The 14,734-nt window shown below is 42.6% G+C and carries 12 protein-coding genes; 3 read left to right on the top strand and 9 right to left on the bottom strand.

Features of this window, described 5'->3' with window-relative positions; all coding sequences use genetic code 11:
* Positions 1-43: 43 nt before the first annotated feature.
* Positions 44-1,231, top strand: a complete 1,188-nt coding sequence (locus G9X62_RS06015; RefSeq protein ID WP_223129844.1) for a multidrug effflux MFS transporter — start codon at positions 44-46, stop codon at positions 1,229-1,231.
* Here G9X62_RS06015 and G9X62_RS06010 read toward each other — a convergent pair.
* The 5 genes from G9X62_RS06010 to G9X62_RS05990 all read right to left on the bottom strand — a co-directional run bounded on the left by G9X62_RS06010 (position 1,228) and on the right by G9X62_RS05990 (position 6,436).
* On the bottom strand, positions 1,228-3,603 hold the full coding sequence (locus tag G9X62_RS06010; protein WP_223129843.1) for a TonB-dependent receptor domain-containing protein: 2,376 nt from the start codon (positions 3,601-3,603) through the stop codon (positions 1,228-1,230). The two genes, G9X62_RS06015 and G9X62_RS06010, sit on opposite strands and share 4 nt — an antisense overlap.
* 70 nt (positions 3,604-3,673) lie before the next feature.
* Complete coding sequence (locus G9X62_RS06005) at positions 3,674-4,372, bottom strand: hypothetical protein (RefSeq protein ID WP_223129842.1); 699 nt, start codon at positions 4,370-4,372, stop codon at positions 3,674-3,676.
* Positions 4,372-5,718 (bottom strand): hypothetical protein, encoded by a 1,347-nt coding sequence (locus tag G9X62_RS06000; protein WP_223129841.1) that lies wholly within the window; start codon positions 5,716-5,718, stop codon positions 4,372-4,374. Before G9X62_RS06000 ends, G9X62_RS06005 begins: the two co-directional genes overlap by 1 nt.
* A gap of 53 nt (positions 5,719-5,771) precedes the next feature.
* Positions 5,772-6,092 (bottom strand): hypothetical protein, encoded by a 321-nt coding sequence (locus G9X62_RS05995; RefSeq protein WP_223129840.1) that lies wholly within the window; start codon positions 6,090-6,092, stop codon positions 5,772-5,774.
* 14 nt (positions 6,093-6,106) lie between these two features.
* Positions 6,107-6,436 carry a DUF6370 family protein gene (locus G9X62_RS05990; RefSeq protein ID WP_223129839.1) on the bottom strand — a complete coding sequence of 110 codons (330 nt, stop codon included), beginning with the start codon at positions 6,434-6,436 and terminating at the stop codon, positions 6,107-6,109.
* A gap of 134 nt (positions 6,437-6,570) precedes the next feature.
* On the opposite strand from G9X62_RS05990, the gene G9X62_RS05985 reads away from it, so the two are divergent.
* Positions 6,571-9,171, top strand: coding sequence for an outer membrane beta-barrel family protein (locus tag G9X62_RS05985; protein WP_223129838.1), 2,601 nt, complete (start codon positions 6,571-6,573; stop codon positions 9,169-9,171).
* Between the two features lie 36 nt (positions 9,172-9,207).
* Here G9X62_RS05985 and G9X62_RS05980 read toward each other — a convergent pair whose 3' ends face one another.
* Genes G9X62_RS05980 through G9X62_RS05965 form a run of 4 tightly spaced genes read right to left on the bottom strand, consistent with a single transcriptional unit; the run spans position 9,208 to position 12,301 of the window.
* Positions 9,208-10,431 carry a hypothetical protein gene (locus G9X62_RS05980; protein WP_223129837.1) on the bottom strand — a complete coding sequence of 408 codons (1,224 nt, stop codon included), beginning with the start codon at positions 10,429-10,431 and terminating at the stop codon, positions 9,208-9,210.
* Between the two features lies 1 nt (position 10,432).
* Entirely contained in the window at positions 10,433-10,735 is a 303-nt protein-coding gene (locus G9X62_RS05975; RefSeq protein WP_223129836.1) for a winged helix-turn-helix domain-containing protein, read from the bottom strand.
* Positions 10,728-11,351 (bottom strand): hypothetical protein, encoded by a 624-nt coding sequence (locus G9X62_RS05970; protein ID WP_223129835.1) that lies wholly within the window; start codon positions 11,349-11,351, stop codon positions 10,728-10,730. Before G9X62_RS05970 ends, G9X62_RS05975 begins: the two co-directional genes overlap by 8 nt.
* A gap of 53 nt (positions 11,352-11,404) precedes the next feature.
* Positions 11,405-12,301 (bottom strand): LysR substrate-binding domain-containing protein, encoded by an 897-nt coding sequence (locus G9X62_RS05965; protein WP_223129834.1) that lies wholly within the window; start codon positions 12,299-12,301, stop codon positions 11,405-11,407.
* 270 nt (positions 12,302-12,571) lie between these two features.
* Between G9X62_RS05965 and katG the strand changes: the two genes are divergently transcribed.
* Positions 12,572-14,719 carry a catalase/peroxidase HPI gene (gene katG / locus G9X62_RS05960; RefSeq protein WP_261345565.1) on the top strand — a complete coding sequence of 716 codons (2,148 nt, stop codon included), beginning with the start codon at positions 12,572-12,574 and terminating at the stop codon, positions 14,717-14,719.
* Positions 14,720-14,734: the final 15 nt, after the last annotated feature.

Below are 14,734 nucleotides of genomic sequence, written 5' to 3'. Positions count from 1 at the left end.
TATTGGGCGTACCTTTGCGTCTTCTAAAAATACCCCCTAGCTAATGCCCAATTCTGCGAACCGCACGAAAATCATCTTAATCCTTGGAATCTTGTCGGCGATTGGACCTTTGTCCATCGACATGTATTTACCTGCTTTCAAAAACATCGCCCTCGCGCTGAATTGTTCACAGGAACAAATGGGGTATACACTATCTAGTTTCTTCTTTGGTATATGCATGGGGCAACTAATAAGTGGTCCTTTATTAGATCATTTTGGTCGCAAAAATGTGCTATATATCGGCCTTTCAGTCTATGTATTGAGTTCTATTGCCTGTGCTTTTTCGACTTCGGTGGAAATGTTAGTCGTTTTCCGTTTGTTCCAAGCGCTAGGCGGAAGTGTAGGAATGGTCGCACCTAATGCGGTGATTCGCGAAACGTTTGAGGAGAAAGAAAGGCCTAAAATCATGTCATTAATGATTCTGATATTAGGTGTTTCACCTATTTTAGCTCCATCTTTAGGTAGTTTATTATTGACGATTGCTAGCTGGAAAGCCATCTTTTTAGTCTTAGCATTCATCCTATTAGTAATCATTTTCTTGATCAAATCTTGGTTGCCAGAAAAGACCAATCGCGAACACAGTGGTCCGTTCCGAATCTCCACCATTATGAAAGCCTATAAGGCGTTATTCAAAGAGAAAGAATACTTGGTTTTTGCCTTTACAGGCGCCATTGGTGCGGGTAGTATTTTTACCTATGTGGGTGGAGCGCCCCTCACTTTCTTAACGTATTACGGCGTAGATGAGTCCAAATTTGGTTTCATTTTCGCAATCGTTGCCTCCGGTATTATTTCAGCGAGTCAATTGAATCGCGTCGTTTTAAAAAGGTATTCGAGCTTGCAAATTTTGAAAGTGACCTTGCCTACACAATTAATCTTAGGCATTTTATTATCCGTTTTAGCGAAAATGGAATGGCTATCCATGGAAGTAAACATTGGTCTTTTGTTCCTGATTATGGGTTGCCAAGGGTTCAATTTTCCTAACGTAGCAACCCTTGCGCTAAAACCTTTCCATCGGGGTGCCGGAACAGCTTCTGCAATGCTGGGCTCTATTCAAATGGCTTGGGGCGCAGTTTGTGCTACTTTAGTGGGTTTGCTTTTTGATGGCACACCATTCACGATGGCGATTATAATCGTGGGCTGTGCGGTATTAGCGAACACGATTTTATTCGGAATTGGACGAAGATTTATCTAGTTATTAGAGAATAAATTATCCAATAATGATTCCTTGAAAATGTTCGCAAAAGAATAAGCGAACGTGACAAATACCGCGCGTGTATCTACTTTCATCTTTCTGTTCAATGCAAAATTAGCCGCCGAAAGGTCCCATCCGCTGCTTTGCATATTAAAGACGTCGCTGATTACAATTCCTAAGCCACCCTTGCCTTTTAGAATCTTAGTTTGGAAGCCTAAATCCACATTATAGACAGCCATTCTCGTACCTTGAGCCATAGCCGTGGGCGCGTTATAAGCACCAATGATTTGCAATTTAGATTGCTTCGAAAGCGTAAAGTTGTGAATCATTTTACCATACCAACTCACCACTTCATTTGCCACATCCCTGCTTACGACATTGCCATCAATCTTTTGGTCAAAAAGCGAGAGGCTCGTATTCACACTCCAAAATTTGGTCGGAGACCAGTCCAGAATCTCCTCCACTCCGTACGTCGTTGCGTTGCCAAAGTTTTGCGGCGTAGTTATGGCTACTCCATTCGGCTTCAAATCAATATAGGTGCGAATGATGTTATTCGATAGACGATAAAAGGCGCTGCTAGATAAACTCCAGCCCTCTCCCTCTTTGTTGTATCCTACCTCGAACGCATTCACTAATTCCGGTTTCAAATACGGATTTCCGCCGTGCTGATTCAAGGAATCGGTGATGTCAATCATTGGATTTAACTCCCCTAAACCGGGGCGGTTAATGCGGCGGCTATAACTGAATTTCAGGAAGTCCGATTTGTTTACGAAATAAGCAAAATTCGCTGTGGGGAATAGGTTGAAATAGTCACGTTGAAACGAAATGGACGAATTAGAAATCGAGGTTCCTTCGTTCATCACTTTCTCCGCGCGCAAGCCGATATCGTATTTGAATGAAGCGGACGGTTCTGATTTGATCTGCAAATAGGCCGCATGAATTTGTTCTTTGAAGTCAAAAATATTACTCACAGCCGGATTTTTCACATAGCCAGAACCGATAAAAGTTTGGTTTTGGAAGTCGATATTGTTCGCTCTGTAAATTCCTTTATACCCTGTTTCAAGAGTGGTAGAAGAAGAAATTGGTTTAGCATAATCCACTTTAACATTAGTCATTTGCGGCTTTGCATAGCTGTAGGTGCGCTGTAAAAATGTGGAGCCGTAGCTCGTTCCACTTTCCGTCAATGACTTTGTATTGATGTCCGTATCTTGATTATCACGACCAAAAAAGGTACTCGCGTTAATGATTAATTTCTCCTTTTTATCGGCAAACAAATGCTTGTAAGTCCCCGCAAATTCCACGGCCAATCCTTTCTCTAATTCGATGGATTCCCGGATATTCCGCGAGTTAAATGCGCCTAATTGGGTGGAGAATTGGGATCCCAAAACTTCATCGTTATCCTGTCCTTCGATATTCGATAAAATCTCAAAATTGAATTGGTCGTGCGACGATGCCGCATAGTCTACGTTGAACTTTACATTCTGCGTACTTTCCGTGCGGATATCATTCCGGTTTTGAAGCAATAAATAATCCAAAGGCTGATCAAAACTCGTCCGCGTCGTGTTCGCCTTACGAGTCCTTTCAGAAAAACGCATGTCATAGGATAGTCCTACATTCCACTTTCCGACTGATCGATTGAGGCTAAATGCAGCACTCCCGCGGCCTTTCGCGCCAAAACCGCCACCCACAGAAGCCGACACATTCGTACCACTCTTCGCCGCCTTTTTCAAAGTAATGTTAATAATCCCACCTTCTGAATCTGCGTCATATTGAGCTGATGGATTGTTAATAATTTCCACACTTTCCACGCTACTGGCCGGAATTAAATCGGTCGATGAAATCCCAGAGGTGCGCCCATTAATCAAAATGAGTGGGCCCTTTCCGCGCACCGTAATCGCTCCTTCAGCATCAACTACGACAGTCGGAATACTCTTTAATAAATCTGTCGCAGAACCGCCGGCTTGCGTTAAATTATCCTTCGCTTTTACGATGAAACCTTGGGTTGTTTTTTGGACTAACTCCTTCTGAGAAAGTACTTCCACAGCGGATAACATCTTGCTATCCGTTTGTAGCGAAATATCGTCCAAATGTAAAGCCTGTGATTCCAACAATGACACTGGAATTTTGGTCGACACAAAGCCCATCATCTGGGTTTTCAAGACATATTTCCCTGCTGCTAAACCGGATAATTTAAATACCCCAGCACTATCGGTGGTCGCGTATTTCAGAATTTTCACTGAATCCGATGCGCTGTACAAGAGCACATTCACGAATTCAACCGGCGCCTTTTTATCGACGATGCGCGATTGAATGGAGCTTTGCGAGAAAGCGTGAAATCCGAAAAGCAGTAAAAAAAGTAGTGATTTCTTCATAAGGTTAAAGTTCAATCAAAATCGCCATTAGCCCATCTTCCATGAGACCAATGGCGATTCTTGTGCGACATTAAAGCGGGATATACGTGATTTCAAACACCACCGCATCTTGCGATTTGCTGCCCATTGTGGGTATTTGATAGCCGGCAGAAAGCACCACATTTTTAGAAATAAAATAGGCCCCGCCTAAAACGACTTCGCCCAATGAGTGCCTTCCACTAATAAAATCAGCTTGAAATAAGAGTTTTTCTTTCCAAAGATTCCGCTCTATTCCCGCTTGAAAACCAAATTTATCCAGCGTTCCTGAGGCATTGAACCCCCGACTTTCTGGGCCGAAATAGGCATCAGAGGAATAATAGATCCCGCCCACTAATTTCGTATTTTCTAGTTTATAAACCCCATTCGAATAAGCATATGCACCACCATCAGCCAATGAGCTTAAGCCAATTTGGCCGCCAAGTGCGGTAGAAAATACAGGCGAAACATCCCATTTCTTTTGCCCATTCAGTACAATAAAAGTTCCCGCGTTATCGGCTAAGGAGGCTGCGTAATCAACGGTCACACCGATCACATTCAACCCCATTTCATAGTTCTTTCCCAAGCCATAACAAAAGGTGGTAGAGGACTGAAAACCTGCACTTATAAAGTTCAATTGTTGCTGAAAAAACACGTGTTTCGCCTTCGTAATATCCGAACTCGGCACATTAAAGAAGTTCTGTTGACTGAAACCTGCAAAGGAAATCAGTAGTAAAAAGAGGGCCTTCTTCATTAAATAAACAATTGAAATTGCAACGTCACCGAATTCAAGCGTTGGCCTTTCACTAGTTCGCCTTGGTTCACTTGGAAGCTTGGGCGGTTTTGGAAGTCCAAACTCAGCTTCGATTTATGGCCTTGAATGAAGTAATTGATCCCCGCATTGAAGGTGTTATTCGAGAAGCCATTCAGTCTATCGTAGCTTGCCAAAGTCGCAGACGCATACGGCATCCAGCGATTCGACATACTCGCATTTTTCGATGGCAATAAATACCCAATTTGTGTATAAACGACTGAACCCGTTCCAAACATCGGATAGCTATTTCCATACACTGTACCCTGTCCGCTGATCGAATTCGCAGACGTCGCAGTTGTCCCGTTTGCCGGATTCATCACTCCATTATAGCGCAAATAATTCGTCCCGTAATTCGTATTAAAATAGCCGATATACGCATTCAGCGCACTGTGCTTTTCCTTGTTTAATGGGATGTCCACAAAACTCTCGATTGCCCAATGCGCCATATTTTGGTAGGTTGTATCTGAAGTGGCGGCGGCTTTATTCCACATGGCATTCTTCTGATAGATAAATCCCCCCGCGATATTGACGATCTTTTTCGTGCCTAAGTAAGTCCCCGTCATATACGGAGTGGTGTGCGCATCATGGTCAAAAAACTGATAGATCAAATATCCTTGGTGTTGTAAGTTGTGACCCTTCAATGCAAAGTTGGAAACGGGTGCGAGCGCCGGTGGCGTTTGGCCGTTCGACGTGATAGGGAAAGGATCACTTAGAATATATCGGTAATCCCAGTGCCCTATTTGGCCCCTAGCATAGACACTTAATTTGCGCGAGAACTGATCGATTTGATCAACAGTTGTTTGTGCAAAAACGGGCACATCCATTGTCGTAATCGTCCCAATACTGGGTTGAGAAAAACGAGATAATCCGGAAATAATACTCAAACCTCCTCCCATTTTCAATTGATTTTTATCCGAAATACGGTATTCGCCTAGGGCATCGTGAAAGAAAGGCGCGATTTTGCGGTTCGAAGTGGAGTTGTATTGGGCGTTGAAATTATTTTGGCCAAACTGAAAATAAATAAACGTCCGGTCCGTGATCTGACCAAACATTTGAATACGTGTTCTGCGCAAACCAATGTCTGTGGATTGTGATTCCAAATTGCCTTCCACCGTAGTGCCAGGATTGTTTTCTGTAGTACGCAACCAAACCTGATTCAAAAAAGTAGCCTGAAAATAATGACTCCCACTTTCATTTAACTTTAACTTCAAGGATTCATTATCAACTTGTGCCCAAGCAGGCACGATTGTGTTTAATGCTAAGAATAGCAAAAAATATTTTTTCATAAAATAAAGCTTTAAAATATAGACGAATTGAATAAAGAAATCAGTCTATAGATCTACAGCCTTAAGTTTTGAAAACGTAAATACACGGGGATTTGGTGAAAAAATGGTCGTGCGATAAACACGACTAAGATGAATATTCCAAGGAATTGGTTAATGACTATCCAATCGAAAGATTTGGACAAGAAAAACATCGTTAAAGCATCCTCCTCTACTTCGTCTTCTAATTCAATTGCAATGATTGAATCAGAATCATCAGACGTAGCATGCACAAAAGATTTAGTAAAAGCCTTAAAGTCTGGATGTAAAGATACGCGCTCGCCCAGCAGTACAAAACTGCAAATAAAGATGAGCTTTAAAATCCACGCCTTTTTCATATTGCAAAGATAGGCTATTCTGTTTTCAATAGTTCAAAATAGGTAACAACAAATTGATCTCCCTTCACGCTACCTTGCACTTTAGCCTTCCGAATCGCGTTGCAAAATCCCTTCTCATCGTGTGCATCTCCGTGATCATCGATAGAAGTTCCTTGCACAGCATAGGCCTTTCCTTCAAATTTTACAGCTAGGAAACAGTCTTTCCTTGGCATCTCAAAATTACAGGACCCACAAGAGGTTTCTAGGACTAAAATAGGTTTAGTGGGATCTAGTTTCCCAACCGGCTTCGTTTGTGCAACAGTCACAAAAGAAGATAACATGAAGAATAAAAGGAGCTTTTTCATCCTGTAAAGAAAAACCTTTTCTCGCATAAAATCCTTCATTCATCTCTACATTCGACCGTCAGGCAGAAAAAATGCCCTATTCATTTAAATGAATGTACCTTTGTGATACAATTTTATTGAAATCAATCCACCTAATGAGAAAAATACTTGCTACGGCGCTCATCGCGCTACTATCCTTTTCCCTATTTGCACAAGTTCCAGGTGGCCCACCAACGGGCACAAGAGGACCGGGAGCTAATTTAAATCAAGGCCACGTCTTTGGAAAAGTGGTAGACGAAATGGGGAAACCCGTAGAATTTGCATCGGTTGTTTTACTAAAAACAACGGTAGATCCGGCAACGAAACAGGCCAAAGATATCCTAGTCAAAGCCCAAACAGCCGAGCTGAATGGTGACTTTAACTTCAAAGAAATTCCCGTAAACGTAAGACTAAAAATCAAAATCTCTTTTGTAGGATACAAAAACTACGAAGCCGCTGTTGCTTTTGAAATGCCCAAAATGGAACCTGGTTCACAGCCCGATATGGCTAAAATGATGGCCGCATTTGAGAAGGATTTAGGTAATATCAAATTAGCGCAAGAATCGAGAGTTTTAGAGAATGTCGTGGTGACGGGAACGAAGTCTTTGGTCGAAATGGACATCGATAAAAAATCCTTTAATGTAGCGCAAAATCTAGTAACGACTGGGGGAACGGCGATCGACGTGATGCGAAATATTCCATCGGTGCAAGTGGATATCGACGGTAATGTGAAGGTTCGTAATGCGAATCCAACCTTGTTTATCGACGGTCGCCCTACGAGTCTTTCGATGGATCAAATCCCGGCAGACATCATTGAAAAAGTAGAGGTGATCACGAATCCCTCTGCGAAATACGATGCCTCTGGAAGTATGGCGGGCATCATCAACATCGTGTTGAAGAAAAACAAAAAGAATGGTTATAATGGAATGGTGAATGTGGGGGCGGATCGTTTTGGCGGTTCAAATATCATGGGAAACTTCACCTACCAACAGAACAAATGGAACCTGACGGCAACCCTAATGAATATGCGGGTACGCAATAATTCCATTGGAAATAGTGTTCGTACAAGTGATTTAGGAGGTGTTTTATCGTCGGTAAGCCAAGAGTCGGATAATAAGACCAAAGGCTTAATGTTATTCCCACGTGTTTCTGCCGATTATGCGGCGAGCAATCGGACGACTTTATCTTTAGGTGCTTTCTTTGGCGGTGGTGGAGAATTCCGTCCGAGTGAAGACACGCGTATTTCAAGTACGGTGAATGGGGTGACTACATTAAGTCAGCGCGTTTCAGAAAACTACCGTGAATTTAAACCGACCGGATTTCAGGCAGGATTTAAACATACCTATCCTAAAGCGGGAAGAGAGTTAACCGGTGATTTGAATTACTTTGGCGGAACAAATAAAGGAGAAGGCACCTTCACCACCGATTATTTGAAGAACAACGCTGTTACGGGTACGCAAATCCAAAAGAACATCGGTTCAGGAAAGAATGCCTTTATGACCGTGCAACTAGATTATGTGACACCAATAAAAAACGAAGGCACGATCGAAACGGGTTTACGAGCGCAGATCAATGATATTGCAAACGAAAATACCAATACCTTAAAGCCGGTGGGTTCAGATATGTATAGAACAATTACTTCGGCTTCGACAAACTATGAAAGTTCTAATAACGTGTACGCTGCCTATTTCTCTATCTCCGGAAAGGCTAGCAAGACGCTATCTTATAAGATCGGATTACGTGGCGAGAGCTCTGAATACGAAGGGAAATTATTGAATACGAACCAAACGTTTAGCAATAAATACCCGCTCAGCTTATTCCCATCGATCTTCTTGAAGAAAGATTTATCGAAGACTGACCAATTGCAATTGAGCATCACGCGTCGCGTGAATCGCCCTAATTTCTTCCAGCTGATTCCATTTGTGGATTACAGCGATAGCTTAAATATACAACGCGGAAATGCGGATTTAGTGCCTGAATTCACAACTTCTGGCGAGCTTTCGTATAGCAAATCACAAGGGTCTGCGACTTTCTTGGTGTCTGGTTATTACAAATACACGGACAATTTGATCACACGTTATTTGAAACAGGAAACGAACCCGATTAGTGGTAAATTGGATTTGATTAACACGTTTGTGAACGCGAATTCGAGCATTAACTATGGTTTAGAATTCACGTACACAAACAAGTTGCAGACATGGTGGGATTTAACGGCGAACGTGAATATGTATAATTCCAAAATCAATATCTCGAACATTGATGCAACACAAGTAAATGAGGCCTTGTGGACTGTTTTTGGGAAGTTGAATAACACCTTTATTTTGCCCAAAAAATGGAGTATCCAGCTGTCTGGCGATTACCAAGGCAAGACGAATGTGCCTGTCACACAAAATCAAGGAATGCAAGGCCCTCCAGGTATGCAAGCGCAAAGTTCGTCGCAGGGATATATTGAACCCTACTTTGGCATCGATTTAGCGATTAAAAAGACGTTCTTGAAAAATGATATGGCTTCCTTAACCCTGGCCTTTAACGATGTGACACGTTCACGTGGAAACACCCGCGTATCTTTTGGGGAAGGATTCTCACAGACCTCTTATCGCCTAGCGAACCCACAAATGATTAGACTGACGTTCTCACTTCGTTTCGGTAAATTCGATATGAGCCAAATGAAAAAGAACAATTCAGGCGGCGGAATGGATGCCATGCAGATGCAGTAGAAAAACGAAAGGCCCGAGAATCTCGGGCCTTTTTTATTAACTAAACTGGAAAATCAGCGGAAACAAGAAGCTAACTATTGCCGCCCAAATGGCATAAACGGGCAAGTAATCGGTGATTCTGAGCTCGACTTCCTCCATCGTTTTATGGCCCTGCAAAAACTCCCAAAGCTTCTTCGTAGCCAGCATCAAATGCAGCATCACAATGGCATTGCTTCCCAGCACCGCTAGGCGATTAGGCGTTATCCCAAACTCAAAAAGCCGGTACCCAATCGCAGACAAGGCAATCCCATTATCAATGATCGCTAAGGCCGCTAAGGCGAATAAAAAATACTGATGCACACGTGACGCATTCGTTTTCGTAGCCTCGCCTAAAGAGAACAAAATCAAAGCCATCACACCGATCAATATCCCATTAAAAACCACCAAGAATTCTCTATCGTTATAGGGGTCTTTCCCGGTATAAATGATGGCTGCTAAAAAAAGCGCTAGCGTGATCGTGACTAATGGAGTAAAAATGCGAGCAATGACAGGAGAAATTTTACTAACAAGACTTGCGTTTGTACGTACTAAAAATGTGGCGAAAAGTGGAACTGAGGGCAAAATCGACAAGACTAAATAACGGAAATAGAAGTCCTCTATTGAGATGCCTATTAGTTTGAACAGATTCAGTGTCAAGCCTGTAAACAATCCACCAGCTAATCCGATTACTGCCGTCATCACGACTAAATCCCCGTGGTAACGTAGAAATTCCATCCGCTTTGCAGGATCATTTCCAGCGAAAATATACCCTACTACAAGCCAAATCAAAAGCGGAATATGCAGACAAGTCAAAATTAGCGTGGTACTTCCTTCTGTTAAAAGATTAATAAAAACGATAGAGGATAACAGCACTAAAAGTGGCGCTGCTAATTGTCTTAATGTCAAACCTTGCTTGTACGCAAAATAGGCTCCAATACCTGGCATCACAATAAATGACATATTTCGGGGGAAATAAAGATCGTGTGATATCGAAAACAAATCTGGCATCTGCATTAAAAAAGCAACGATAGACGCGAGAATAACAAGCAAAATCCAATCCCCTTTCGACCCCCAAGAGGTTGACGAAACAGCTAAGCGTTCATGCCAAATTTGAGCTGAAATTTCGGAAGATATCTGTGGATATACGGAATGAAAAGCGCTGCTAAAAGCAGCAGGATTAGACCGGTATAATTGCTCTAAAGCGACCGGATTTGCAAGCTGTTGTATGATTTGATTTTCCATTTTACGAATGAATTTGTTTAATGAGTTTTTCGAGGGAGTTTAAATGTTCCGAAAAAGCCTTTTTCCCCTCAGGAGTAATAGCGTAAGTCGTATTGGGCTTCTTGCCTATAAACTGTTTTCGAACTTCCACATAGCCTATTTTCTCTAGGGCATTCATGTGGCTGGCTAGATTGCCATCGCTGAGTTGGAGACTATCTTTTATTTGGCCAAAGTCCACTTGTTCTTGAACGACAAGTAATGACATCATACCTAGGCGGACACGACTTTCAAATACCTTATTGAAATCTGTTAAATAACTAGACACGTTCGTATTTTAAATAAATGTATAGTCCAAAACCTAAGTGCATTAACCCAAATCCTGTCAACCAGAAAACGAGGCCAAAAGGCAGCATGGCTGTAGCAAATAAGCCTAAACCTATTTCAACTAGACCTAATAAACGAACGGCATCCAGCGTGTAATGACTCGCATTGACCAGGGCTAAGCCATAAAAAAGTAAGGTGGTTGCAGGAATCAAACCTAGTAAACCTAATTGAGCTAACAGCACAGAAAATATACCTCCCGACACTAAAGGAATAGCCATGTGTAAGGCTACTCTTTTCGCTGCGGAATCCCAGGCAGTTTGACCAATAGTATGCGCATTTCTAGCAGCTAAATAAATACCGAAACACAAAGAGATCAATAACAAAACTAGGAACGAAAGCTGCACCTCCGTGGCAAACCTCGTTCCAAGCATTCGTTCAAAAGACGCTGATTCTAGCCATTGCACATCGGTTAACTGACTAACAAACAACACACACAGTATGGCAAGTAAGCCGGCTACTATAGCAGACAAACCACTAATGGTTCGAAACCGAGTAGCTCGGTCCATCAGGTTCCGCATTTCTTGAATGGCGGCTAATTGTTCTTCGTGTTTTTCCATAATAAAAAGTACTTTGTGATACAAAGTTAATATGGCACCCGAAAAAAACAAATTTACGTTAGCCGTTTTTGCACTTTTTCTGAAATTTCCGCTTTTAAGCGGTTCAAAATATTCCATTTTGCATAGGGACGGTAGTACGCCAGACTCACTTCGCGTGTTAAAGCTCCATCCGTTAAATCAATTAAATGCGCTTGTCTAGCTTCACTCATTTGGCCTACATACAAAGCTGGTAATACCGTCAATCCATTGAATTCGTCCACGAGATTTAACAAGGTATCAAACGTATTCGATTCCACCGATAAATTAGACGGTAAGGACTTGCTCTTCTTCAAATCACACAGCTGTATGATTTGATCCCGAAGGCAATGCCCCTCTTGCAATAAAAACATCCGTTGCTTTGCTAATTCAGATTTCGCAATGAAACGACTTCCTGATGGCAAATGCCCATAAACACACAAATCTTCCACATACAAAAGCTCCGTTTCCACCTCGGTCGAGGCGATGGGCGTACTTAAAACACCTACATCTAATTTCCCTTCACGTAAATCCTTGATCATTTGATTTGTCGTCACTTCGTACACTTCTAGCTGTAACAAAGGATATTTTTCAACCAAATGCTTCAGAATTAGGGGCAACATCGAACTAGCAATCGTAGGAATAACGCCCATCTTAACGCGTCCCTCTACTTTTTGATTAATCGCCTTAGAGGAAGATAATAGCGCGTTCGCGTGGGCCACCACTTGCTGGGCCTGCAGTAAGATCTCTCTACCATTTTCAGTAGTCGCAATGGGGTTTGCCTTTCGATCGAAAATGACGATATCCAATTGCTCCTCCAGCTTTTTCACCATCGCACTCAAAGTCGCCTGCGTAACATGACAATAATCAGCTGCTTTCGAGAAGCTTTTAAATTGATCAACGGCCAGTATGTATTCTAATTGATGTATATTCATTGTTATAGATAATATCTATGTCAAATATAGAAAATTTCAGTTTTCTCTATCCATTTTTTGCCACTAATTTGGCACCACTAAAAATCAAGAATCATGAAAAAACTACTTATCCTTTGCGGCTTGTTAGCTTCCACAGCTACCATTGCCCAAGATTACGCTAACCCACACAGTGGAGCAACGGCTAACCCACACGGAGCTAACCCTCACGCAGCTAATCCGCATGCAGCTGGTGGCGTAAACCCACACGCTGGAATCAACCCACACACGGGAATGAAACCGTCTGCAACGACAAACAAAGACTGGTGGCCTAACCAATTGAACGTGGGTATGCTTCGCCAAAACTCAGAGAAGTCAAACCCGATGGGCCCAGACTTCAATTACATCAAAGCATTTAAGAGTCTTGACTACTTTGCCTTGAAAAAAGACATCGCAGCGGTCTTGACAAAATCACAAGATTGGTGGCCGGCTGATTTCGGTAACTATGGTCCACTATTCATTCGTATGGCTTGGCATAGTGCAGGTACCTATCGTACAGGCGATGGCCGTGGCGGTTCTCGCGCAGGTCAACAACGTTTCTCGCCATTAAACTCTTGGCCAGATAACACGAACCTAGATAAGGCGCGTCGTTTGTTATGGCCGATCAAGCAAAAATATGGCGATAAAATCTCTTGGGCAGACTTAATGGTCTTGACTGGAAACGTGTCGTTAGAGCAAATGGGCTTCAAAACATTTGGTTTTGCAGGTGGTCGTACGGATGTATGGGAGCCAGAAGCAAACGTATATTGGGGATCTGAGAAGAAATGGTTAGATGATAAAAACCGGTATTCAGAAGGTCGCAAATTAGAGAATCCATTAGCAGCGGTACAAATGGGCTTAATTTATGTAAACCCAGAAGGTCCTAATGGTGTGCCAGATCCGGCAGCCTCTGCGAAAGATATCCGCGAGACGTTTGGTCGCATGGGTATGAATGATGAGGAGACCGTTGCGTTGATCGCAGGTGGTCATACATTCGGTAAAACACACGGTGCAGGTCCGGCTACAAACGTAGGAGAAAATCCAGAAGCAGCGGGCATCGAGGAGCAGGGTTTAGGCTGGAAGAGCACCTACAAATCAGGTAAAGGAAAAGATGCGATCACGTCTGGCTTAGAGGTGACATGGACGTCAACTCCTACACAATGGGGTATCGGATACTTGCACCTATTGTTTAACAATGAGTGGTCTTTAGAGAAGAGCCCAGCGGGTGCGAACCAATGGATTGCGAAAAATAGCGCAAACATTATTCCAGATGCATTTGATAAAAATACCTTCCACAAGCCTACGATGTTAACAACGGATATCGCTTTACGCGTGGATCCGGCTTATGAGAAAATCTCTCGCAATTTCTTAGAAAATCCAGAAGTTTATGCGAAGGCTTTTGCCAAAGCATGGTTCAAATTAACGCACCGCGATATGGGTCCTAGCTCGACATACTTAGGACCTGAAGTTCCGAAGGAGCAATTGATTTGGCAAGATCCAATCCCTGCTTTAAACCACGAAGTAATCAACGCTACAGACATCGCTGCCTTGAAAGTGAAGTTATTGAACTCGGGATTATCGATCAGCGAATTAGTTTCGACAGCTTGGGCTTCGGCTTCTACGTACCGTCACTCAGATCGCCGTGGTGGTGCTAACGGAGCGCGTATCCGCTTGTTGCCACAACGTAACTGGGAAGTAAATAATCCAAAGCAATTAGAGAAAGTCTTTGCTGTTTTAGAGAAAATTCAACAAGAGTTTAATGCCAAATCAGGTAAGAAAAAAGTATCGATCGCGGACTTAATCGTTCTAGGAGGTTCGGCTGCAGTAGAGAAAGCAGCGGCCAATGCAGGGGTTAAAACAACGGTGCCTTTTATCCCAGGTCGTATGGATGCAACGCAAGAACAAACAGACGTAGCTTCCATTGGATTATTAGAGCCAATGGCTGATGGTTTCCGTAACTACTTGAAAACACAATACACGTTATCGACAGAAGAATTGTTCGTTGATAAAGCGCAATTATTAACGTTAACGGCGCCAGAAATGACGGTATTAACGGGTGGTATGCGTGCCTTGAATACGAATTATAATGGTTCGAAACACGGTATTTTCACTACGAAGAAAGATGCGTTAACGAATGACTTCTTCGTGAACTTGTTAGAGATGGGCACCACGTGGAAGCCAGCTAACGCAACGAAAGTAGAGTTCGTAGGAACAGACGAGAAAACAGGTGCAGTGAAAGCGACGGCGACACGTGCGGACTTGATTTTTGGGTCTAATTCTGAACTTCGCGCATTAGCTGAAGTGTATGCGACGAAAGATTCTCAAAACAAATTCGTCACTGATTTTGTTAAAGCGTGGGTTAAAGTGATGAATCTTGATCGCTTTGACGTCACATTCAAATAATTAGTTGAGTTTAAT

It is taken from the genome of Aquirufa lenticrescens, from assembly GCF_019916085.1.
In the GTDB taxonomy this organism is placed as follows: Bacteria; Bacteroidota; Bacteroidia; order Cytophagales; family Spirosomataceae; genus Aquirufa; species Aquirufa lenticrescens.
The sequence above is the reverse complement of the archived record's forward strand: the minus strand, read 5'-3'. Positions and strand labels throughout refer to the sequence as shown.

Excerpts from the sequence above, each read along its gene's own strand:
- G9X62_RS06015 (WP_223129844.1), top strand. The coding sequence starts at position 44 with ATGCCCAATTCTGCGAACCGCACGAAAATCATCTTAATCCTTGGAATC.
- G9X62_RS06010 (WP_223129843.1), bottom strand. The coding sequence starts at position 3,603 with ATGAAGAAATCACTACTTTTTTTACTGCTTTTCGGATTTCACGCTTTC.
- G9X62_RS06005 (WP_223129842.1), bottom strand. The coding sequence starts at position 4,372 with ATGAAGAAGGCCCTCTTTTTACTACTGATTTCCTTTGCAGGTTTCAGT.
- G9X62_RS06000 (WP_223129841.1), bottom strand. The coding sequence starts at position 5,718 with ATGAAAAAATATTTTTTGCTATTCTTAGCATTAAACACAATCGTGCCT.
- G9X62_RS05995 (WP_223129840.1), bottom strand. The coding sequence starts at position 6,092 with ATGAAAAAGGCGTGGATTTTAAAGCTCATCTTTATTTGCAGTTTTGTA.
- G9X62_RS05990 (WP_223129839.1), bottom strand. The coding sequence starts at position 6,436 with ATGAAAAAGCTCCTTTTATTCTTCATGTTATCTTCTTTTGTGACTGTT.
- G9X62_RS05985 (WP_223129838.1), top strand. The coding sequence starts at position 6,571 with ATGAGAAAAATACTTGCTACGGCGCTCATCGCGCTACTATCCTTTTCC.
- G9X62_RS05980 (WP_223129837.1), bottom strand. The coding sequence starts at position 10,431 with ATGGAAAATCAAATCATACAACAGCTTGCAAATCCGGTCGCTTTAGAG.
- G9X62_RS05970 (WP_223129835.1), bottom strand. The coding sequence starts at position 11,351 with ATGGAAAAACACGAAGAACAATTAGCCGCCATTCAAGAAATGCGGAAC.
- G9X62_RS05965 (WP_223129834.1), bottom strand. The coding sequence starts at position 12,301 with ATGAATATACATCAATTAGAATACATACTGGCCGTTGATCAATTTAAA.
- katG (WP_261345565.1), top strand. The coding sequence starts at position 12,572 with ATGAAACCGTCTGCAACGACAAACAAAGACTGGTGGCCTAACCAATTG.